The 20,398-nt window shown below is 58.6% G+C and carries 14 protein-coding genes; 7 read left to right on the forward strand and 7 right to left on the reverse strand.

The window, feature by feature from the left end:
- The first annotated feature begins 12 nt into the window (after nucleotides 1-12).
- Nucleotides 13-1,779: a M14 family metallopeptidase gene (locus tag IT585_05530; protein MCC6962693.1), complete on the forward strand. Its 1,767-nt coding sequence runs from the start codon at nucleotides 13-15 to the stop codon at nucleotides 1,777-1,779.
- Nucleotides 1,780-2,020: 241 nt separating this feature from the next.
- Here IT585_05530 and IT585_05535 read toward each other — a convergent pair whose 3' ends face one another.
- The 4 genes from IT585_05535 to IT585_05550 all read right to left on the reverse strand — a co-directional run bounded on the left by IT585_05535 (nucleotide 2,021) and on the right by IT585_05550 (nucleotide 6,767).
- Nucleotides 2,021-3,103: a hypothetical protein gene (locus IT585_05535; protein MCC6962694.1), complete on the reverse strand. Its 1,083-nt coding sequence runs from the start codon at nucleotides 3,101-3,103 to the stop codon at nucleotides 2,021-2,023.
- 9 nt (nucleotides 3,104-3,112) lie between these two features.
- Nucleotides 3,113-4,663, reverse strand: a complete 1,551-nt coding sequence (locus tag IT585_05540; GenBank protein MCC6962695.1) for an MtrB/PioB family outer membrane beta-barrel protein — start codon at nucleotides 4,661-4,663, stop codon at nucleotides 3,113-3,115.
- Nucleotides 4,664-4,674: 11 nt separating this feature from the next.
- Nucleotides 4,675-5,628, reverse strand: a complete 954-nt coding sequence (locus IT585_05545; GenBank protein MCC6962696.1) for a cytochrome c3 family protein — start codon at nucleotides 5,626-5,628, stop codon at nucleotides 4,675-4,677.
- 371 nt (nucleotides 5,629-5,999) lie between these two features.
- A complete protein-coding gene (locus tag IT585_05550; GenBank protein MCC6962697.1) occupies nucleotides 6,000-6,767 on the reverse strand; it encodes an HAD family hydrolase in 768 nt (255 codons plus the stop codon).
- A gap of 243 nt (nucleotides 6,768-7,010) precedes the next feature.
- Here IT585_05550 and IT585_05555 point away from each other — a divergent pair, with 243 nt between their 5' ends.
- Nucleotides 7,011-10,070: a PD40 domain-containing protein gene (locus IT585_05555; protein ID MCC6962698.1), complete on the forward strand. Its 3,060-nt coding sequence runs from the start codon at nucleotides 7,011-7,013 to the stop codon at nucleotides 10,068-10,070.
- Nucleotides 10,071-10,141: 71 nt separating this feature from the next.
- On the opposite strand, the gene IT585_05560 is transcribed toward IT585_05555, so the two are convergent.
- Nucleotides 10,142-11,281 carry a sorbosone dehydrogenase family protein gene (locus tag IT585_05560; GenBank protein ID MCC6962699.1) on the reverse strand — a complete coding sequence of 380 codons (1,140 nt, stop codon included), beginning with the start codon at nucleotides 11,279-11,281 and terminating at the stop codon, nucleotides 10,142-10,144.
- A 29-nt stretch (nucleotides 11,282-11,310) separates the two neighbouring features.
- Nucleotides 11,311-12,096 carry an inositol-phosphate phosphatase gene (locus IT585_05565; protein ID MCC6962700.1) on the reverse strand — a complete coding sequence of 262 codons (786 nt, stop codon included), beginning with the start codon at nucleotides 12,094-12,096 and terminating at the stop codon, nucleotides 11,311-11,313.
- A gap of 396 nt (nucleotides 12,097-12,492) precedes the next feature.
- Here IT585_05565 and IT585_05570 point away from each other — a divergent pair, with 396 nt between their 5' ends.
- Both IT585_05570 and IT585_05575 read left to right on the forward strand, forming a co-directional pair.
- Nucleotides 12,493-15,147 carry a S8 family serine peptidase gene (locus IT585_05570; protein MCC6962701.1) on the forward strand — a complete coding sequence of 885 codons (2,655 nt, stop codon included), beginning with the start codon at nucleotides 12,493-12,495 and terminating at the stop codon, nucleotides 15,145-15,147.
- 210 nt (nucleotides 15,148-15,357) lie between these two features.
- Complete coding sequence (locus tag IT585_05575) at nucleotides 15,358-16,818, forward strand: 4-hydroxyphenylacetate 3-hydroxylase (protein MCC6962702.1); 1,461 nt, start codon at nucleotides 15,358-15,360, stop codon at nucleotides 16,816-16,818.
- Nucleotides 16,819-17,096: 278 nt separating this feature from the next.
- Here IT585_05575 and IT585_05580 read toward each other — a convergent pair whose 3' ends face one another.
- Nucleotides 17,097-17,387, reverse strand: coding sequence for a 4a-hydroxytetrahydrobiopterin dehydratase (locus IT585_05580; GenBank protein MCC6962703.1), 291 nt, complete (start codon nucleotides 17,385-17,387; stop codon nucleotides 17,097-17,099).
- A 90-nt stretch (nucleotides 17,388-17,477) separates the two neighbouring features.
- Here IT585_05580 and IT585_05585 point away from each other — a divergent pair, with 90 nt between their 5' ends.
- Genes IT585_05585 through ilvC form a run of 3 tightly spaced genes read left to right on the forward strand, consistent with a single transcriptional unit; the run spans nucleotide 17,478 to nucleotide 20,302 of the window.
- The gene (locus IT585_05585; GenBank protein MCC6962704.1) at nucleotides 17,478-18,698 is read left to right on the forward strand and encodes an ABC transporter permease; all 1,221 of its coding nucleotides are present in this window, start codon (nucleotides 17,478-17,480) and stop codon (nucleotides 18,696-18,698) included.
- Between the two features lie 60 nt (nucleotides 18,699-18,758).
- Nucleotides 18,759-19,313, forward strand: a complete 555-nt coding sequence (gene pyrE, locus IT585_05590) for an orotate phosphoribosyltransferase (GenBank protein ID MCC6962705.1) — start codon at nucleotides 18,759-18,761, stop codon at nucleotides 19,311-19,313.
- Nucleotides 19,313-20,302 (forward strand): ketol-acid reductoisomerase, encoded by a 990-nt coding sequence (ilvC, locus tag IT585_05595; GenBank protein ID MCC6962706.1) that lies wholly within the window; start codon nucleotides 19,313-19,315, stop codon nucleotides 20,300-20,302. The genes pyrE and ilvC overlap by 1 nt, the downstream gene beginning before the upstream one ends.
- Nucleotides 20,303-20,398: the final 96 nt, after the last annotated feature.

The following is a 20,398-nucleotide window of genomic DNA, read 5'->3' on the forward strand; positions in this document are numbered from 1 at the left end:
GGAGACGTCCTCATGTACAGGAGTTTGATTCTTTCCCTTTTTTGGATTACCGCCATCGCCGGCACCGCCGGCGCGCAGGAATGGCTTACCGACTATGAAAAATCCGGCTACGTTGAAACCCCTCGCTATCAGCAAACCGTCGACTTCTGCCGGAAGCTGGATGACTACTCCCCGTATGCGCTCTTCACCGACTTCGGCACTTCGCCGCAAGGCCGCAAACTCCCGCTCCTGATCATCGACAAGGACCGCGAATTCGATCCTACCGGCCCGCGGACTCAGGCTAAAGCAATCATCCTCATCCAGGGCGGTATCCACTCCGGTGAAATCGAGGGCAAAGATGCCGGACTCACGTTGCTCCGCGATTTTCTGATCTATAACAAATTCTCCGATGCCTACGACAGCGTGGTGATCCTCTTCATCCCGATCTTCTCCGTCGATGCCCACGAGCGCTTCGGTCCCTACAACCGCATCAACCAAAACGGCCCGCGCGAAATGGGTTGGCGCACCACCGCCACCAATCTCAACCTCAACCGCGACTTCATGAAAGCCGATGCCCCGGAGATGCAGGCCTGGCTCGCCCTCTTCAACAAATGGCGCCCCGATTTCCTCACCGACATTCACACGACCGACGGCGCCGATTACCAGTACGTTATCAGCTATGCGATCGAAACTCATCCCGGCGTTGCTCCGCCGCTTTCGCGCTGGATCGACGGGCAATTCCTCCCGTTTATCAAGCAGAAGATGACCGAATCGCAATTCCCGCTGATCCCCTATGTCCAGCCGCTTCATGGTCACGACTATGCGCGCGGAATCGGCACCTACGCCTTCCCGCCGCGCTTCTCCAACGGCTACGGCGCCATCCAGAACCGCCCCTTCATGCTCATCGAAACCCACATGCTCAAACCGTATCGCGACCGCGTCCGCTCAACCTACGAATTTCTGCGCCATTTAATTCGCTTCTGCAACGACGACGCCACCGCCCTCAAGCGCGCTGTTACTGAAAGCGATCGTCTCTCCGCTGAAACGCTTGTCGGCCGCTATCTCCCGATCGACTTCAGGCGCACCAAGGACAGCACGATGATCGATTTCTTCGGCGTTGAATATCGCTACGAGGATTCCCCCATCTCGGGCGGCAAGAAGGTCGTCTGGGGACAGCAGCGCCAGACCTACAAGCTGCCCTTGTTCGATCAACAGACCAGCCGAGACTCGGTTCTTATTCCGTATGCCTACTTGATTCCACAAGAGTGGTCGGATATTATCGCCCGCCTGCAGTGGCACGGCATCACAGTCAATCGCCTCCGCGAGGCAATCGAATTGCCGGTCGAGCTCTACCGCCTGACCGATCGCAATTATGATTCTGTGTCCTTCGAAGGCCGTCTACGCGTCGACTGTAACACTCAGTCCTTCCGGCAAACTCAGAGCTTCCCCGCCGGCACGGGCGTCGTAGTGATGAATCAGCGCACCAGTCGCGTCGCCACCCACCTATTGGAACCGAAAGCCCCCGATTCTTTTCTGCGCTGGGGATTCTTCAATGCAATCTTCGAGCAGAAGGAATACGCCGAGGACTACATTATGGAGTTGATCGCCCCGCAGATGTTGGATGCCGATTCGTTGCTTCGCCGTGAGTTTGAGACGAGGCTGGCCAGCGATTCCGCCTTTGCCGCCAGTCCTGACCAACGTCTGAATTTCTTCTACGAACGCTCACCGTATTGGGATCAACAGCTCAACCTCTACCCCGTCGCGCGCCTGATCGAGAAGCGTGATCTGCCGCTGGAATGACGCCGACACCATCGCCCCTCTCCCGGCATGGGAGAAGGGTCGGGGAAGAGGGTGCATCTTCGTTCCGTCGGGTCTGGCACCGCACGACGCCCATCCTGGAAGAAGTACTCACTTCTTTGCGCGGGGTGTGACCCGACGGCTGAGTCCGGCGCTGGCCGAACCACAGAAACGCCGCCCCGGAACTCCGGAACGGCGTCTCTAATTGGCTTCGACAGCAATCAGCAGTAGATCTCTGAAAATGCTACGGCAGAGTTATCGGATTCGCGTTCAGATACTGAATCGAAGACTTCAATAACCCTTCAAAGTACTTCGGATTATGAGCACCATGAGAACGATCTTCTTTGTAAATCGCCCAGTTGTAGGCGGCCGCCGCTTGCAGTCTGGCGATTTTCTTGGTTCTGAACAAGTTTGTCGCCGGATCAACGACCTTAGTCAGGAGAACCTTCAGTGAGTCGGCTAAATTGTCGAATTCAGTCTGGAATCCTTCGATGACACCATCGCCGTCAATATCGCGTGGTTTGAAGTCGTCAAACTTGGTCACCCCGGACTCACTGTAGCGCGAATGGCAGGGAGCACATACACCGATAAGCGTATACGTCGTCCCATCGTGCGATTCGTATTCCATGTTAAAGCTGTGCCCGCCGATATTGTAGCCGTCGTGCTGGGTCGGATTCCCCATGTGACAGCCGATACAACCGTCTTCCACCACAGTCGCATGGGTCGTACTGGTATAGGTATAACCGGCAAATTGATAGCCGTGAGTACCTTGCAGCATGTCGCCTTGCGGTCCGTGGTGCGGGCCTGTCCGCGAATTGAGAGTCACGCTGTCAGCGGTACCGAGATCGGTCGCCAGGCTTGTGCGCGAATGATGGCAGTTTACGCACAGATTTGCAGCGCCGTGATCGAAGACCACACCGTTTTTCAAGGTGTACGGCGCCTCGGTGCGCAAGGTCAGGTCGCCGCGCTCATGCGGCGCATGGCAGGTGAAGCAATGAATGGCGCTGACCGTGGCCAGGGCGAGCGTGTCCTCGTCGCCGGTATTGATCCAGTCCAGGAATCCCTGGTGATCGTGGCACTGCTGGCAATCGGACTTGGCACGATTGGTGTAGTCGATGCTCGTGCCGGACGCATGCAGCGAGTTCTCCCACTCGCCGCGCGCTTGCTGCAACGCGCCGTCAAAGCTGGTTTCGCCGTGGCAGGCAAAACAGCCATTTAGACTCTGGTCGTTGCTGGCGACCTCGTTAACGATCTTGCGCTCGCATCCTGCGATCAACGCCACCGCCAGAATGAGGGCGACAATGAGTAGTGCTTTCAGGATCCTCATACGAACCTCCTAGAACGATATTCCTCTAATTAGACTGAATTCTACCACATTACCGGTGTAATAGTCCTCGTACACCGACAAATCATCAAAATTGTAAGCGTTGTATTCGATCTCGCAGCGATAGTCCTGATAGAACCGCAGTGCCGCCGCAATTCGAATATTAAAATGCTCGACGTTGAGGTCGCGCTTACTCTTGTAATAAAGTGCGCCGAAGCTCACCGTCCCGCCCTTGTACTCCATGCTGGTGATGTCGCCGGAGACCAGATGATCCTGGAACTCGAAGTTCCGGGTCGGGTTCTCGTAAGTCCCCGCCGAGTGCACGTACGCCGCATTGAGCGTGGCGTACTCCGTCGCCGTGATCACCGCATCGACGGCATAGCGGTACATGTCGGCCTTGGTACCGAGCTGGTCGTTCTTGCGAATCACGCTCGTCATCTTGTAGCCGAACGCGCCGATCTTCGCCGGGCGGTACTTCACCGAAAACGCGTGCCGGTTGCGCTCCTCATCCCCCAGCAACCGCACGCCGTCTTCCACTTCTTCCTTGCGATTACCGAACTGATAGTGCACTTCCACCTCCGGCACCGGCTTGCCCCAGCCGCTGAAGAACAGCGAATTGCCGCGTACTTCGTCCTCGAAATCGTCGTTGACGTCGTACTGGTATCCCACCGTCAGGCCGAAGCGACGCAGATAGTCATAGGAGGCATACCCCGCGTGCGTCATGTTGTCGGTCGCGACGAAATCGGAATCCGATGACGTGCGGTCGAGAATACCGACGTACTTCAGGCTGATGTTCTGCGGCAGATTCAGCACGCCGCCGCCGTAGCCGCGGTTGTTGCTGATCGTGAAATCACTCTGGTCAAACTTCGTCTCGAAGTGCCGGAAGCCGCCGATCAGCTTGAAGAAATCATACTTCGGGCAGGCAAGAATGCCGCTGAACCGGTACTCCGCCCGCTTCTGATCGCGCGCTTCATTGTTGTTGTCGGTGAATTGATCGCCGCGGTACTCGCCCAACACCATCGAACCCTTATAATTGAACTGCGCGCCGAAGTTGTAGTAGGTGCGCTTGTAGTCGACATTGACCTCGGTCGGATCCGGCTTGGGATTGAACAGGTCGGTCGTCGTGCCGGTTCGTTCCATCATCAACAGTCCGCCGAACAGCGTCACATATTCCACCGGTGTCACGCGCAAGTTGGCGTGCTCTTGGTGCCGCCGTGTGAAGCTGGTACCGTTGAAATTGTAGATGCGCCGGAACTGGTCATGACCTACCCGCAAATCGAACTGCCCCGGCTTGGCCAGCGACGCGCTTAAGTTGCGATTGTTCATAATGATGTTCTTCAGATCCGCCCGCACCTGCATGCCGTTGTCGAAGCGATAACGGAAGCCGTCGAGCGAAATCGTCGGCCCTTCGTACAAGTTGAAAGTCGGATGGTAAACCGACTGGTTGCCCTCTTCATCCAGGTAGATGTAGCCGACGCGCACCTCGCCGGTACCGGTCGCCGCGACGGCCGCTGCCGCCAGCATCAGGAGGGCGCCCAACAGAAACGATAACTTCAGTTTCATCCACTCCCTCCTTAATGCTTCAGGTTGTCGTGACAACCGGAGGCGTAGCAGTTGGCGTAAAAGGTGGTCGTCAGCATCGGGTCAAGGAACAGCTTGTTGTCGTTCGAACCGTGGAATTGCGTGTGGCAATTCACGCAGTCGATCTTGACCGCCATGCCGGAATGGGCAACGCGATGGCCGGGCGGTACGCCGTGGCACTGAATACAGACACCGTTGCCGGGCTGCAACAGCAGGCGTTCGTTCGGCGAACCGTGCGGGCTGTGGCACTCCACGCACCCGCCGCCGTCCACCAGGTGGTTGTAGTTGACCGGATGCTCGTAGACGTACGGCCCCGCCACATCCGCGTGACAGTTCTGGCACGACCAGTCGAATCCCTTGGCCAATTGCATGTCCTGGCGATTGTTCATCGGGTGGCAGTCGGCACACGCTACGCTGCCTTCGTGCAGCGGATGCGCCGAGCGCGCGCTGAACTGGGCGCCGACCGTCTGATGACAACCGAGACAGTAGTTCTCGCTGTCATCCTTCACCAGCGCCGCATTCTCATTCCCGTGAATCGAATGGCAACTCGCGCAATCCAGCCCGGCGCGGCCGTGCGGATCGGTCGTCACCATCAGCGCCTGATGCTCGTTCTGGTGGCACGAGGCGCACGCGTTCGCCTGTTCGGCAAATGGCAGCTTGCTCGGTACCACCGGCTTGTTGGCTTCCGGATCATCCAAGTGCGTCTCCCAACCGCTGTGACACTCGACACAGGAAACCGTGATGCCACGCGCGCCGGCTGCGGAAAGTGCATGCTTCGATCCGAGAAGATTGTCCGCCATATCCTGATGACACTCAAGGCAAGCTTCATTCGACGCACTCGTGGTTCCCTCCGCCGTCAGCGGCACGGTTGCCAGCAGCGCACCGAATAAACCCAGCAGCGAGATGACGATCAGGATCGGGGCGGGTTTCTTCAGTCTTCTATTCATATATTCCCCGTTGGTGAGTAAAAAGTCCATTTTCATAAAACAGATTCGGCAACGTCCTGTATGTGAAATCTGTCACAAAGTTCTCTTGTTTCCGGCCTGCAATTATGATGCTGTGTCACGACCAAGTCAATAAAAAAGTATTATGAAATTGTCGGATTTATCCATCTTGTTGTCTTTTATCGTGAAATCAATCACAAACTTTAGAAATAAGACCGCAATAATTCGACATCTTCATCGAGATTTCTGCTAATTCCGCTCGGAATTTACGATCGAATTAGTTGGAGTAAGTAGCTAATCCGCAAATGCCCCGCGCAATTGCCCCGATTCGGAGTAAGTTCATCTCGTCACAAACTACCTATCGGAAGACTGACCTAGATCGTGGTAATCTCGCCGACGTTGGCGTAAGTATAGTTCGGTCGATAAGGATAACCGTCTATGTCGTCAGCAGTTGTAACACCCGATAATACCAGAATCGTGTCAAGCCCCGACTGGATGCCGGCGATGATGTCGGTCTCCATATTGTCGCCGATCATGATCGTCGTCTCAGAGTGCGCCCCCAACTGTCGCAACGCCGCACGCATCATGTATGGATTTGGCTTGCCGATGTAGAACGGCTTGCGATGAGTGACCCTCTCAATTGGGGCGGCCAGAGCACCACAACTGGGGAAGCCGGAGGGTCCGGAAACGTCCGGATTGGTCGCAATAAATCGGGCACCATGACGTATCAGCCTGATGGCCTTTTCAATCATCTCGAAATTGTATGACCGGGTCTCTCCGAGCACGACAAAATCTGGATCCTGTTCCGTCATCTTGAACCCGTGTTCGTATAGCGCGTGCGTCAGTGCTCCTTCGCCGATCACGAAGACTTTATCGCCCGCGCCCTGACTCTCGAGGAACGCCGCCGTCGCCATTGCGGAGGTATAGAAATGTTCCGGCGGCACATCCAAACCCGCCTTGCGCACACGATGGCTCAGGTCTGACGGCGTTAATGACGGATAGTTGGTAATGAACAAGAACGGAATGTCCTGCTCAATCAGCGATTCGACGAATCCCTTGGCCCCTTCGATCAGGTTGTTGTCCCAGATGATCACACCGTCCATATCGCACAGGACGGCTCGATTCTTTTCGCATTTGATCATGACTCTCCCGTTTCCCTGCCCTGCGTCAAATCACCCGGTATAATAGGGCCTGCGCCGTGACAGTCAACTATTAGATCGGCACGGTTTGCGCCAGTCTAAGTTGCAGCGCGCGAAGTTCTTGGGTTAAGCTCGCTTACCATAACGCCGAAGCAACAAAAAGACGCCAAAAAGATTTTGCATTTGGCCAACTGCCGCGTCAAATTGGTGCGGTCACGACGGACCGTACCGGTGTGGAGTTAACTCTTGGTCGTAAAGTCACTTAGAAACGTCCTCTTCCTCCTGATGCTGTCCGGGATCGTGCCGGCCGTCTTCGGGCAAGCACTCTATTTGCGCCAGCCCGCGCCGTCACCCGACGGCCGCTTCATCTGTTTCGGGTTTCAAGGTGACCTGTGGATCGTCAGTTCGCAAGGCGGCCGCGCCGAACGCCTCACCGTTCATGTCGGCTATGACGGCCATCCGTCGTGGTCACCTGATGGCCGCTTCATCGCTTTTTCATCCGATCGCAACGGCAATTTCGACGTCTTCGTCATTCCCGCTGCCGGCGGCTCCGAACTGCAATTGACCTCGCACACTGCCGATGACATCGTCACCGGCTGGAGCAGCGATTCGCGGCGAGTGCTCTTTCACGGCAGCCGCGATTATGATTTCGACCAGGTCTGGGAGGTTCCTGCCGCCGGCGGCCGCGAGAAGCCGCTCACTTCAATCGAAGCGAATTACGGCCGCCGCAGCGACCACGATGCCAAACTCCTCTTCACACGCGGATGGACACCGTGGTGGCAGAAGGGCTACCGCGGCAGTGCCGGTTGCGATCTCTACCTCAAGGACATGCAGTCGGGATCCATCGAGCGACTCACCAGTTTCAGCGGCAATGACCTCAACGGTTTTCTCGTTCCCTCCGGCGCCGAGTTGATTTATCTGTCCGATTCGACCGGCAACTATAATCTCTTTCGCAAGAATCTGGTCGGCGGCACGGTGGTGCAATTGACTAACCATCGGCTCGACGTTTTTCAACCGAGCCTGTCAGCCGACGGCACGCTGATCGCTTATGAAATGGGCGGCGAGATCTACCTTTATGATCTGCGCACGAATCAAGGTCGCAAATTGCAGGTCGACGTGCCCAGCATCGCCAAGATTAACGACGGGATTCGCGCCGAGTTGGATTCCGGCATCACCGATCTGGCTGTTGCCCCCGACGGCCGGCAGCTGGCCGCGGCGGTTGCCGGCGAGGTCTACTGCCTCGATCTCAGCTCCGGCCAACAGCGACGCCTGACCATTTCCGCCGTCGCCGAGCACGGCCTCGGCTGGAGTGCAGATGCAGCGCAATTGGCCTTCATCACGCGGGAGCAGGATGCGAGCGTACTGACGCTGATCAGCTCCAACGAGACCACCGAGCCGCTCTTGGCGCTGGCTCACGATTTCCATGTCAAACAACTGCTCAAGTCGGAGCGCCTGCTCTCGCAGCCGACGTTTTCTCCCGATCAAACTCGCGTCGCCTTTGTGCGCGGCGGCACGCAGCTGGTCGTTGCCGACATCAAGAAGTTGACCGAGCGCCTTCTTGCCGACAAAGCGCCGATCGGCGAATATGCCTGGTCGCCCGACGGCCGCTATCTCATTTTCACGCAGCTTAACGGCGACTGGCTCAACGAACTGTTTATCGGCGACAGCGAGAGCGGCTCGGTCGAGCGCGTCAGCCCGATGCCGGGTCATTACTTCGCACCGCGCTTCTCTGCCGACGGCCGCCTGATCTATTTCATCGCCGACGGCGATCTGCACTATGCCTATCTCGACCGCGCGCTGGCTGAACAGCCGTCGTATCGACGCCGCGAACTCGTTCTGAACCAGACCAGCCAAAACGCCGGTGCGGCGCCGCTCAAAATCGATTTTGAGGGCATCAATCACCGCGTCATTCGCGCGACGGCTGCCGCCAATATTCACGAAGTCTGGCTGGCGCCGGCTTCCGACGACTTCGTAATCCTCACCCAGGATGGCGAGATTGATCTGCTCGGCATCGAAACGACGGCACCCCGCCATCTGGCCACCCTGCCGCAGCGCGCCGAAATGCTGCGACTCGCTCCCAACGATCACCTTGCTTATGCCATCGATCCAGCGGGTCGATTATTCTCCATCGATTTGGTCACCGGCGACCTCGAGTCGATCCCCTTCTCCGTCGAGCTGACGGCGCGCCGCTCCGAACTGCTGCGGCAAATGTTCGATGATTGCTGGTTGGCGGTAAGGGAGCGGTTCTATGATGCCGGCCTGCATGACGTAAACTGGAGCACGGTACGCGAGAGCTTTGCACCGCGCCTGCAGCATCTCACCGAAATCCGCGATCTTCACGACCTGATCCACGAGATGTTTGGTCAATTGAAGTCCTCGCACCTCGACCTCTGGCTGCCGGAAACTGATCACGCCGAGACTGGCATGCTTGGCTTGCTTCCCGACTATCAGGACAATTCCGCCGGACTGATCGCACTCGAAATCCCCGATGACTCGCCGGCTGCAACCGCCCGTTCGCAAATTCGTCAGTACGATAAAATCACCGCCGTTGAGAACCTGAAACTCGCCGGTGAATTTGATCCGTTCCGGCCCTTCCTGGGGACGGTGGGCCGCGAAGTACGCATCGATCTGATCAATCGCACCGGCATCACCCGTAGCGTCAACTTGGTGCCGTTGTCGGTGCCAGCGCACCGGCATGTCATCGCTGGTTATCAGACGGCCCTGGCGCGGGCCCGGGTCGAGGATGCCTCCAAGGGCAATATCGGCTACGTCCGCGTCGTGCAGATGACCGCGGCCGCCCTCGAGCTGTTCCAGGAGGACCTACGTCGTTACGCCGTCGGCAAGGAAGCCTTGATTGTCGATCTGCGCGGCAACAGCGGCGGCTCTGAGCACGATCGTTTCCTGCAGTTGCTCGCGCGCAAGAAGTATATCACCCACAAACCGCGTGTCGGCATGGCCGGTGCGGATGCTCCTCTGGCCATCGCCGGACCGGTGGTTCTGCTCGTCGATGAGCGCACCAGTTCCGACGCGGAGATTCTCGCCCAGGGATTTCGCGAACTCGGAGCCGGCGAAATCATCGGAGTTACGACCCACGGTGCCGTCATCGGCACGGAGAAGCAGCGCTTGCTCGACGGTTCCACCCTCAGTATCCCAACCGTCGGCTGGTTCACCTTGGCCGGACAGAATCTGGAAAATCACGGCGTCTCGCCCGATGTCGCCGTACCGCTCGATCTCACCCGCGCTGACAAGGGTGAAGACAACCAGCTCCAGCAAGCCATCGAACGCCTCTTGCAGAAATTGCAGTAGGGCGCTTCTCCCTTTGCGCACCCCCAATCCCCGCAGCATTGTTGGTGATTTGACCCCCTTGCCTCTCCCCGCTACGGCTGGTGGGTAATCCGGTAAATCTTCCCCCCGTAATCGTCCGACAGCAGCAGTGAACCGTCCGGCATTTGTTCGAGGTCAACCGGCCGCCCCGTCGGTCCATCCGCCTGCAGCCAGCCTTCGGCAAAGACTTCGTAACTCACCGCTTTGTCTCCCTGCAGTCGCACCAGAGTCACCCGGTAGCCGATCGGCTTGCTGCGATTCCACGAGCCGTGTTCAGCGATAAAGATCTGATTGCGATATGCGGCGGGAAACATCGCGCCGGTATAGAAGCGCATCCCCAGCGATGCAACATGCGGCCCCAATTGCTGCGCCGGCGGCGTATACATCAGGCAGTTTTTCCCCGCGCCCAAATCGGGATCGATGATCGTACCACCATGACAGTATGGAAAGCCAAAATGTAATCCCGCCTGAGGCGCATGGTTCAGTTCATCGGGTGGAATGTCGTCACCCAGCATATCACGGCCGTTGTCGGTAAACCACAGCTCCCTGGTCATTGGGTGCCAGTCGAATCCGACGCTGTTGCGCACACCGCGGGCAAACACCTCCAGACCGGTACCATCGGGATTCATCCGCATAATCGTCGCGTAGCGCTGATCCTCCCGCGCGCAAACATTGCACGGTGCGCCCACCGGCACATACAGCTTTCCGTCCGGGCCAAAACGAATGAACTTCCAGCCATGCGCAGCGTCCGATGGAAAGGTTCCGTTGACAACCACCGGTTCCGGCGGGTCGGCCAAGTGCGCCTCGATATCATCGAACCGGATCACCCGGTTTACTTCCGCGACATACAAATTGCCGTCGCGCCAGGCGATCCCGTTCGGCATAAACAGGTCCTCGGCCAGCGTGTACACCTTGTCGGCTTTGAAATCGCGATTGGTATCGACCACCGCATAGACCGCGCCGCGATCGCGGGTTGAAACAAACAGCGTCCCGGACGGCGACAGCGCCAGTGAGCGTGCGCCGGGCACGTTGTCGGCGAAAACGCTGATCCGGAATCCGGGCGGCAGCTTGATCGCCGCCACCGTGCTGGGAGTTGACTTGGAAGATTGCGAGCACGCGAGAGCGGCCCAGGCCAGATTCGCGATCAGGACCAGCCCGACCGCACGAAAGCGTAACCAGCGAAAACTAATCATCATGAAAATGATACGCGTGGCGCGCCGACTCAGCGATGAATCAGCGCGAGAATTTCGTCGTGGATCAAGCCGTTGCTCGCAAGAATACCGTCCGTCGCAATCGTAATCGGCTTGCCGTCCAAGTCGGTGCACCGGCCACCGGCGGCTTCGATGATTGCCGCCAGCGCGCCAATGTCCCAGATCTTGATCTGCGGCTGAATCACCGCCTCCAGCCGTCCGCTGGCGACAAGGTGAAACGGATAACAGTCACCAAAACCGCGTACTCGCTCGATCGCGTCAAACAGCGCGATCAGATTCTCGGGACGAATCGGCCCGCGCCGTCGGTTCAGTCCGGCAAATGAAACCGCCGATTCCGCCAGCCGATCGATCGTGCTCACCCGTACCGGCGCGCCGTTGAGGTACGCCGTCCCGCCACCACCGTACAACAGCTCGTCCATCGCCGGCATGTTTGAGACGCCAAGTACCAGACGCAACTCCTGCATCAACGCAATCTGGGTGCCGAACAGCGGTATGCCCCGGACGAAATTGCGGGTACCGTCGATCGGGTCGATGATCCACACGAATCCGCCGTCGCCCCCGCCGGCGCCGAACTCCTCGCCGAGAAAACCGTGATCGGGAAACCGGCCGGCAATTGCGGCTTTGATGATTAGTTCCGCTTCGCGGTCGGCGATCGTCACCGGGCTGTCGTCCGCCTTGCGCTCGACGGTTGTGCCGCTGCGGTAGTGTTGCATGATTACCGGTGCCGCGGCGCCGGCTGCGGCCAGCGCGGCGTCCAGTAATCCGGCCAGGCGGGGTGCAGATGTCATCGACAGCATAATAAATGTTCCCTCCGCCGTGCGCATAGTGGTTTTCACCGATTTTAAGATCGACGATCCCTCTTTTTACTTTCTCCTGCCGCGTCCACAAAAACAACTTGACAAGGATTATCCATGATGGTTACATCCGCCTACAATCACGCAAAAACTCAACCCGGTCTCGGGTCCATTCGAACACCGAACGTCAAGGCGAGCGCAAGGTCAATGAACCGATTGTCGTTTAGTCGCGTCTGCGGTCAATTGGATATGGTCGGGACGACGAACGCAGTTCATGACGCAAAAGGAGGTGGTGACGGCACGTAGGGGCGGCAGGCAGACATCTGGGCAGTCTCGGAACATTGATGACATTGTCTTTAATCGATGACACGATTCTCACAGTGGAGGAGAGGAATCTCAATGAGGAAGTCATTCATTATCGCGCTCGGAATTTTTCTGGCGCTGACGGCCCTGGCGCTGGCAGACGTCAAAGTCGCCAACATTGTGCGGCCGGACGTTCCCGATTTCGTCGGTTACGTGCCGAACGAATTTGTCGTGCAGTTTAAGGCCGACCTGGGCAAGATCACGCAGGCCCGGACTGCGCTCGGGCTGGTGGCGATCGGTAACGCCGCCCTCGACGAGTTGGGCCGCAAATATGAAGTCGCCGAGCTGCGCACGCAGTTCCCCGGCGCGCAACCCACGATGGTCAAAGGCCAGGTCCTCGACCTGTCTCGCTACTTCGTCGTGAAATTCGAAAGCGGGCACGACCTGGAACAGGTGATGGCCGAATACCGCGCCAACCCGTATGTCGAATCCGTCGAGCCGATCGGCATCCACGCGCTGTACGCCACTCCGAACGACGGTTTCTATGCTTCCGACCAATGGCATCTGAACCAGGCCAGCGACAAGGACGTTGATGCCCCGGAGGCCTGGGACATCGAGACCGGCGATCCGTCGATTATCGTCGCCGTAATGGACTCCGGCGTGCGCTACTATCACAAGGATCTAGGCGGCTCCAATGCCTCCTCGACCAACCCGGGCGGCACCGACGGCAACATTTGGATCAATCTGGCCGAAAAGAACGGCACGGCCGGCGTTGACGACGACGGCAACGGCTACGTCGATGACTGGGTTGGCTATGACTTTGTCACCGGATTGACCGGCTGCTGGAGCGGGGAAGACTGCTCCACCGCCGACAATGATCCGCGCGACTTCAACGGCCATGGCACCCACTGCGCGGGCAACGTCGGCGCGATCAACAACAATGGTTACGCCTCCTGCTCAGTCGCCGGCGGCTGGGGCAACGGCGCGCTGCAACCAACCGGCAACGGCGTCAAAGTCATGCCGCTGCGCATCGGCTGGTCCCAGTCGTATCTGGGACAGGAAGCCGGCTATGTCCGCATGGACTTCGCCGCCTCGGCATTGTACTATGCCGCCAACAAAGGCGCGAAGATCGCCTCGTGCTCCTGGGGCGCCTCCAATTCCGGCGGTATTGATGCTGCCATTACGTATTTCCTGAACGCCGGGGGGATGATTTTCAAGGCCGCGGGCAATGCCAACAATCAGACCTCCGACTACATGACCGCCCGCACCGATATCATCGCAGTGGCGGCCACTGACCAGAATGACTGCCGCGCCAGCTTCTCCAGTTATGGCACCTGGGTCGAAATCTCGGCGCCGGGCGTGGCGATCCTCAGTTCGTATCACGACCATACTGATGCGGCGAACGACTACGTCGCGACCATGGACGGCACCTCGATGGCCACGCCGATTGCGGCCAGCGTCGCAGCCCTGATCTGGTCGGCCAATCCGACTTGGACGGCGGCGCAGGTCCGCGACCGGCTCTATGCCACCGCCGACAACATCTACGGTCTCTCCTGCAACAGCGCCTATGCCGGCAAGCTGGGCGCCGGACGCGTCAACGCTTATAATGCCGTCTTCTCCGGCGGCTGCACGGCCCCGACCGCACAGTTCTCCGGAACGCCGCTCTCCGGTTCCGCGCCGCTGGCCGTGACTTTCACGAATTCCTCCAGCGGTACCGCGCCGTTGAGCTATTCGTGGGCCTTCGGTGACGGCGGCACCTCGACGGCCACCAGCCCGGTGTACACCTACACCACGCCGGGAACCTACACGGTGACCCTGACCGCGACCAACTCTTGCGGCAGCGATCAGGAGGTGAAAACCGGCTACGTTACGGTTACTGCACCACCGGCACAGCAGTGCGACGACTTCAACGACAACAATATTTCGAATTGGGTCAACAGCACCGGCACCTGGTCGGTCTCCGGCGGAATCGTCACCGGTAACTCGAATACCCAGAATTCGAAGCGCACTTCGCCGTTCGGCGCGTGGACCAATCCCACGGTCACCTGCCAGGTACGCATGAATTCGGGTCGCACCCAGCGCAATGCGCGCATCATCTTCAATTACGTTGACGCCAACAACTATCGCTTCATCGAGGGTGATGACGTCAACAATTACTGGCGCATTTATTCGCGCGTGAGTGGCACCAACACCGTGCGCGCAACTTTCAGCGCCACGATCAGTACCGCCACCTGGTACAATGTCGAAGTCAACGTCACGTCGACCGGCAACACGACGTTGAAGGTCAATGGCGCGACCCTCGGCTCCTACAACTTCGGATCGGCGCCTTCTGGTTTGGTCGGGATCGGCTATAGCCGCGCCAATTCCAACTTCGACAACTTCTGCGTCGGCGCCAGCTCGTCGCTGGAAGGTCCGGTCGATCAGTCGGTGGTCGAGATCGGCGAGCCGATCACCAAGACCGACCCGCTTCCGCACAGCTTTGAACTGAGCCAGAACTATCCGAATCCGTTCAACCCGACCACGACGATCAAGTACTTCCTGCCGGAGGTCGCCAATGTCGAATTGGTGATCGTCAACGTCATGGGCCAGACGGTGCGGACTCTGGTCAACGCCATGCAGGCGCCCGGCGAACATTCCGTCATGTGGGATGGTCGCGATCAGTCCGGCGTGGCCGTCGCTTCGGGCATCTATCTCTACAAGATGAGGGCCGGCGACTTCACCGAGACCCGCAAGATGGTACTGATGAAGTAATTGCCTGTCTCATTGCAGGCTGTCCGACGGGGTCGATGCCAATCGACCCCGTCTTGTTTGTGCGCACTAATCACTGCCCGGGGCGTGCTCGTGTATCTCTCAACGTGATCCGATACTAAAATGTCAACATTGGCTTGCCAAGTTGCGGCCATCCGCTAAATTGTAGCAAACGATCGATATTGCGCCCCGTTCAGCGCGCAGGAGTCAGCCATGGCGATCAGAACCTACGATGAATACCTCGCATCGCTCAAGCGGATGCGACCAAACATCTACAAATTCGATGAGTTGATCGAGGATGTCACCACCCATCCCGCGACCCGCCGCACCGTCGAAGGACACGGACAAATCTACAAGCTCTCCGCCGATCCAGCCAATCACGACACCTTTCTCACCGCATCACATCTGACCGGCGAACCGGTCTCGCGCTACCTGTCGTTGATCCAATCCCCGGAAGACATGTGGGCCAACAGCCGGCTGAAACGGACGATGTTCCAGAAGACCGGCACCTGCACCGGCGGCCGTTGCGTCGGGTGGACGGCGACGAATGCCATGTACGCCGTCACCTACGATGTTGATCAGGCGCATGGGACCGACTACCACCGCCGTCTGAAGGAATGGCTCCTGGACGCGCAGAAGCGCGATATCACGATCTCCGGCGCTCTGACCGATCCCAAGGGCGACCGCGCCAAAGCGCCCTCCGAGCAGGATGACCCCGACATGTTCCTGCGCATCGTCGAGCGCCGTCCTGACGGCATCGTCGTGCGCGGTGCCAAGGTCATGATTTGCGGCATCGCGGCCGCCAATGAAATCTTCGTGCTGCCCGGTTCCGGTTACAAAGAGGAAGACAAAGACTATGCCGTCTCCTTCGTCATCCCGCGCGATATTCCGAATCTCACCATCGTTGAGACGCGCCATCCCAGCGATGACCGCGAATACCAGGAAGGCTTCGACGCGCCGGTCGATGAAGGCGGTATCACGCAGGCGTATCTGTTCTTCGAGGACGTCTTCATTCCCAATGAGCGCGTGTTCATGGCGGGCGAGTGCAAGTTCGCGCAAAACGCGGTGCTCAATTTCATCTGCAATTATCGCGCGGCGATCGGCGGCTGCGTTGCCGGTCAGGGCGATGTCAAGATCGGCGCGGCGCTGCTGACTGCGCGCGCCAACGGGCTCAATTCCAAGGTCTTCAAGGACAAAGTGATTCAAATGCAGATCAACAACGAGACCACCTTCGGCATGGGTATTGCCGCCGCAGCGATGGGTAAGCGCCATCCCTCCGGCGCATGGTTCTCGGACCAACTACTGTCGAACGTCAACAAAGTCCTCGTGGCGACGCTCCCCTACGAGACCTCGCGCATCGCGCAGGATATCGCCGGCGGTATTGCCGAGACCGGCTGCATTCCATCGTACAAGGACTTCAAATCGACGAAGTACGGTCACCTGATTGCCAAGTATATGCGCGCGCGCGCCTCGGCGGAGTCGCGCATGAAAGCCGCCCGTCTGGTCGAGTGGGCCACGATCGGCGCCGGCGTACCGGGCTGCATGCACGGCGGCGGCTCGCCGGACGGCGCCAAACTAATGATCCGTTCGCTTGGCAAGATTGACGAAAAAGTCGACCTCGCCAAACGTCTGGCGGGCATCACCGAAGACCTGCCCGAACCCGGCGGGAAATAGCGTTCAGCCCATCGGTCGACTTCTCGGCGCTATTGTCCCCTTCTTACGCGGACGCACTCCCAAGCGCGAAACCCGACTGGTGCGTCGGTCACGGTGTGACGGCGACAAATCCCCCTTAGCAAAGGGGGTTAGGGGGTTGTCCTCATCGTTGCGGTAGGTCTTGTTCCGCACGACGTAGAATGAAGAAATGCGTACAAGATCAACCGTTCGGAATGTGACCTGCCGCTGTTCGTTGCTGTTTCCCCACCCACCGATGTCGCTCCGGGTGGGCTACCGCTTCACGCCAACAGCCCCGTAATCCGCCGCGCCAACTCGAAGTCCATCTCGGTCACCCCTTCGATGTCGTGCGTGTAGATATCAATCACAACGCGCGGATAAGTCAGCAGAATATCGGGGTGATGATTCAACTCGTCGGCGATGCTCGCGACCTGATTTACGAGCGTTACGCCGTTGGCAAAATTGAGCGTCTGAAATTGTGAGCGCAATCGTCCGTCGATATAACCCCAGCCCGGCGCCGTCGGCAACAGCGCCCGGACTTCCTCAGCGGTCAACTTTTTTCGACCTGGCATGAATTTTCCTCGCTCCGAATCTGTATATTAGGTGCAGGTTTTGCGCGCCGCTTCTTGTCTCAAGAATAAGTGCGCTTTGCAGAAGATACGATGGCTAACGTCAATTTGTCAGAATCGTTTTCGGTCGCGTTGAGCGCGTTGCTCGCCAACCGCATCCGCCTGGTGCTGACCATGCTCGGTATCATCATCGGCGTCGGTGCGGTCATCACGATGATTTCCATCGGCGAGGGCGCCAAGCGGCAGGTTGAGTCGCAAATCCAGTCGCTCGGCACCAACATCCTCACCGTCCGCCCCGGCTCGTTTGGCCCGATGCAGAATCGCGCCGCCGGCGCCACCGTCGAACTGAAAGCCGAACACCTCGAGGCCATCCGCAGCGAGGTTGAGGGCGTTGAGGCGGTCGTGCCCGAGTACTACTCGAACACGCAGGTTAAGTACGGCAATAACGTCATGTACTCGCAAATCCTCGGCACAGAGCCGGCTTACGAGTGGGTGCGCAATTCGCCGGTCTCAAGCGGAGCCTATTTCACCAACACCGACAATGCCCGCCGTGCGCGTGTCTGCGTCATCGGCGAGACCGTGCGCTCCACGCTGTTCGGCGAAAACCAGAACGTGATCGGCGAGCAGATCAAGATCAAAGGCATCAATTTCACGATCGTGGGTCTGCTCAAGGAGAAGGGCGAGGGCTGGGGCGACCCGGACAACACCGTCATCATTCCAATTCTGACCGCACAAAAACGGGTCTTCGGCACCGAACGGATCAACCAGATCTCAATCAAGGTCCCGACTGTTGAGCAAATGGACCCGGTCTCGATCAAGGTCGAGCAGGTGCTGCGCAAGTACTTGAAACTGCGCCCGGACGAGGAAAACAACTTCTCGATTCGCAGCCAGCTCGATTTCCTCCAGACCATGAACCAGGCCTCGGAGACCATGACCATGCTGCTGGCTTCGATCGCCGCCGTCTCGCTGCTGGTGGGTGGTATCGGGATCATGAATATCATGCTCGTCTCCGTCACCGAGCGCACGCGCGAAATCGGCATCCGCATCGCCATCGGTGCGCGCAAACGCGACATTCGCTTCCAATTCTTGATCGAGGCGGTGACCATTGCGATCTTCGGCGGCTTGATCGGCATCGGCGCCGGCGTCGGCGCGTCGTTCCTGCTGTCGAGTTTCACTAAATGGAGCACCAGTATCGCCCCCAATTCGATCATCCTCTCTTTCCTGTTCGCATCGGTCGTCGGTGTCGCCTTCGGGCTCTTCCCGGCGATCAAAGCCTCCAATCTCAATCCCATCGAATCCTTGCGCTACGAATAGCGCCGCCTTGACAGCATCGACACCAGCGCCTATCTTCTCCCCACCTACGAAGGAGTCGTTGTGTCTGAATATCTGAATTCCCTGAAAGCCAAACTGCTCGAACTCGTCAACAAGAATGCCGTAGTGCACGGGGACTTTGTCCTTTCCTCCGGCCAGCGCTCGACCTATTACATCGACGGCAAACTGCTGTCGCTGATGCCGGAAGGACTCAACTACCTGTCGCGCGTGATCCTCGAGATGATCAAGGACGAGGACGTTGACGCCATCGCCGGTCTCACTCTCGGCGCTGATCCGATTATCGCCGGCGTGACCGCGCTCTCCTACGAGAGCGACGCCCCGGTCGCCGGGCTGATCATCCGCAAGGAGAAATCCTCGCACGGCCGCGAAAAACGAATCGAAGGTCCGCTCAAACCGGGGATGCGCGTCGTCGTTGTCGAGGATGTCGTCACCACCGGTTCTTCGTCGTTCAAAGCAATTGAAGCGCTGCAAGAAGCTGGCTGCACCGTCGTCAAGGTGATCGTCATGGTGGACCGGCTGCAGGGCGGCGCGGAAGCGTTCGCCGCGAAGAACGTGCGCTTCGAGCCGATCTTCACGTTGAAAGACCTGAACCTCTAATGTCGTCGCTGCGCGTCTTCCATTCCGCCGACTGTGACCGCACCGTGCTCAGCGGCAAGCGCATCGGCGTGATCGGTTATGGTTCGCAAGGGCGGGCGTTTGCGCTCAACCTGAGAGATTCCAAATGCGCGGTAACAGTGCATTTACGTGAAGGGAGCAAGTCGCGCACACTGGCAGCGTCGGAAGGACTGCAGGTTGCCGATCTCAGCAGCGCCGCCGCTTGCGATATAGTCATCATGGCGATTCCCGATCACGAACAACCGGCCTTTTTTGAGAAGTACCTTCGATCCGCATCGCGGCCGCAAACGATTGTCCTGCTCCACGGCTCAAACTTTCACTTCAAGAATATTGCCTTCCGCACTTCTGATGATGTCGCTCTCGTTGCACCGCACGGCCCCGGTCGCGATCTGCGCGAGAACTACCTCAGTGGTACCGGACTCTCGTGTTTCATTGCCGTCGGGCAGGATGCCTCTGGTCACGCTCAAACAACGGCCTTAGCGATCGCCGATGCCATCGGCGCCGGCACGGCCGGCATCTACGAAACGACCTTCGCCGCCGAAACGATTGGCGACCTCTTCGGCGAACAGACTCTGCTCGTCGGCGGACTGGCCGGACTGACTGATGCCGTGTTCCGCACCATGGTCGATCGCGGCCTCGCGCCGGAGAACGCGTATCTGGAGACGATCAAACAACTGAAGCTCTTGGCTGCAATGATCGAAGCGCATGGCCCGGCCGGCATGATCGCGCGCGTGTCCAAAACCGCCGGCTACGGCTCGCTGTTGGCGATGCCGTCGCTGTTTGATGACGTTTTCATGAAGCGGTTGGAAGCGATCTACTACGCGATCGAATCGGGGCAATTCAACCAATTGCTGCGCGACGAGGCCGCCGCCGGATTCACGACCTATCAGCAGTTGCTCGACATCGTGTCCCATCGTGCCTCGCAGCAGATCGTCGACCAATTCCACCGCAAGGAGGGCGCGGATGAGTAACACCATCGAATATCGGGGGCTTCGCAGCGATGACTGGGAGCGAATGATTCACATTTGGTCGGTCTCCGGCCTGCGCGTCAAACCACAGGGACGCGA

The organism is Candidatus Zixiibacteriota bacterium (assembly GCA_020853795.1).
Taxonomy (GTDB): domain Bacteria; phylum Zixibacteria; class MSB-5A5; order CAIYYT01; family CAIYYT01; genus JADJGC01.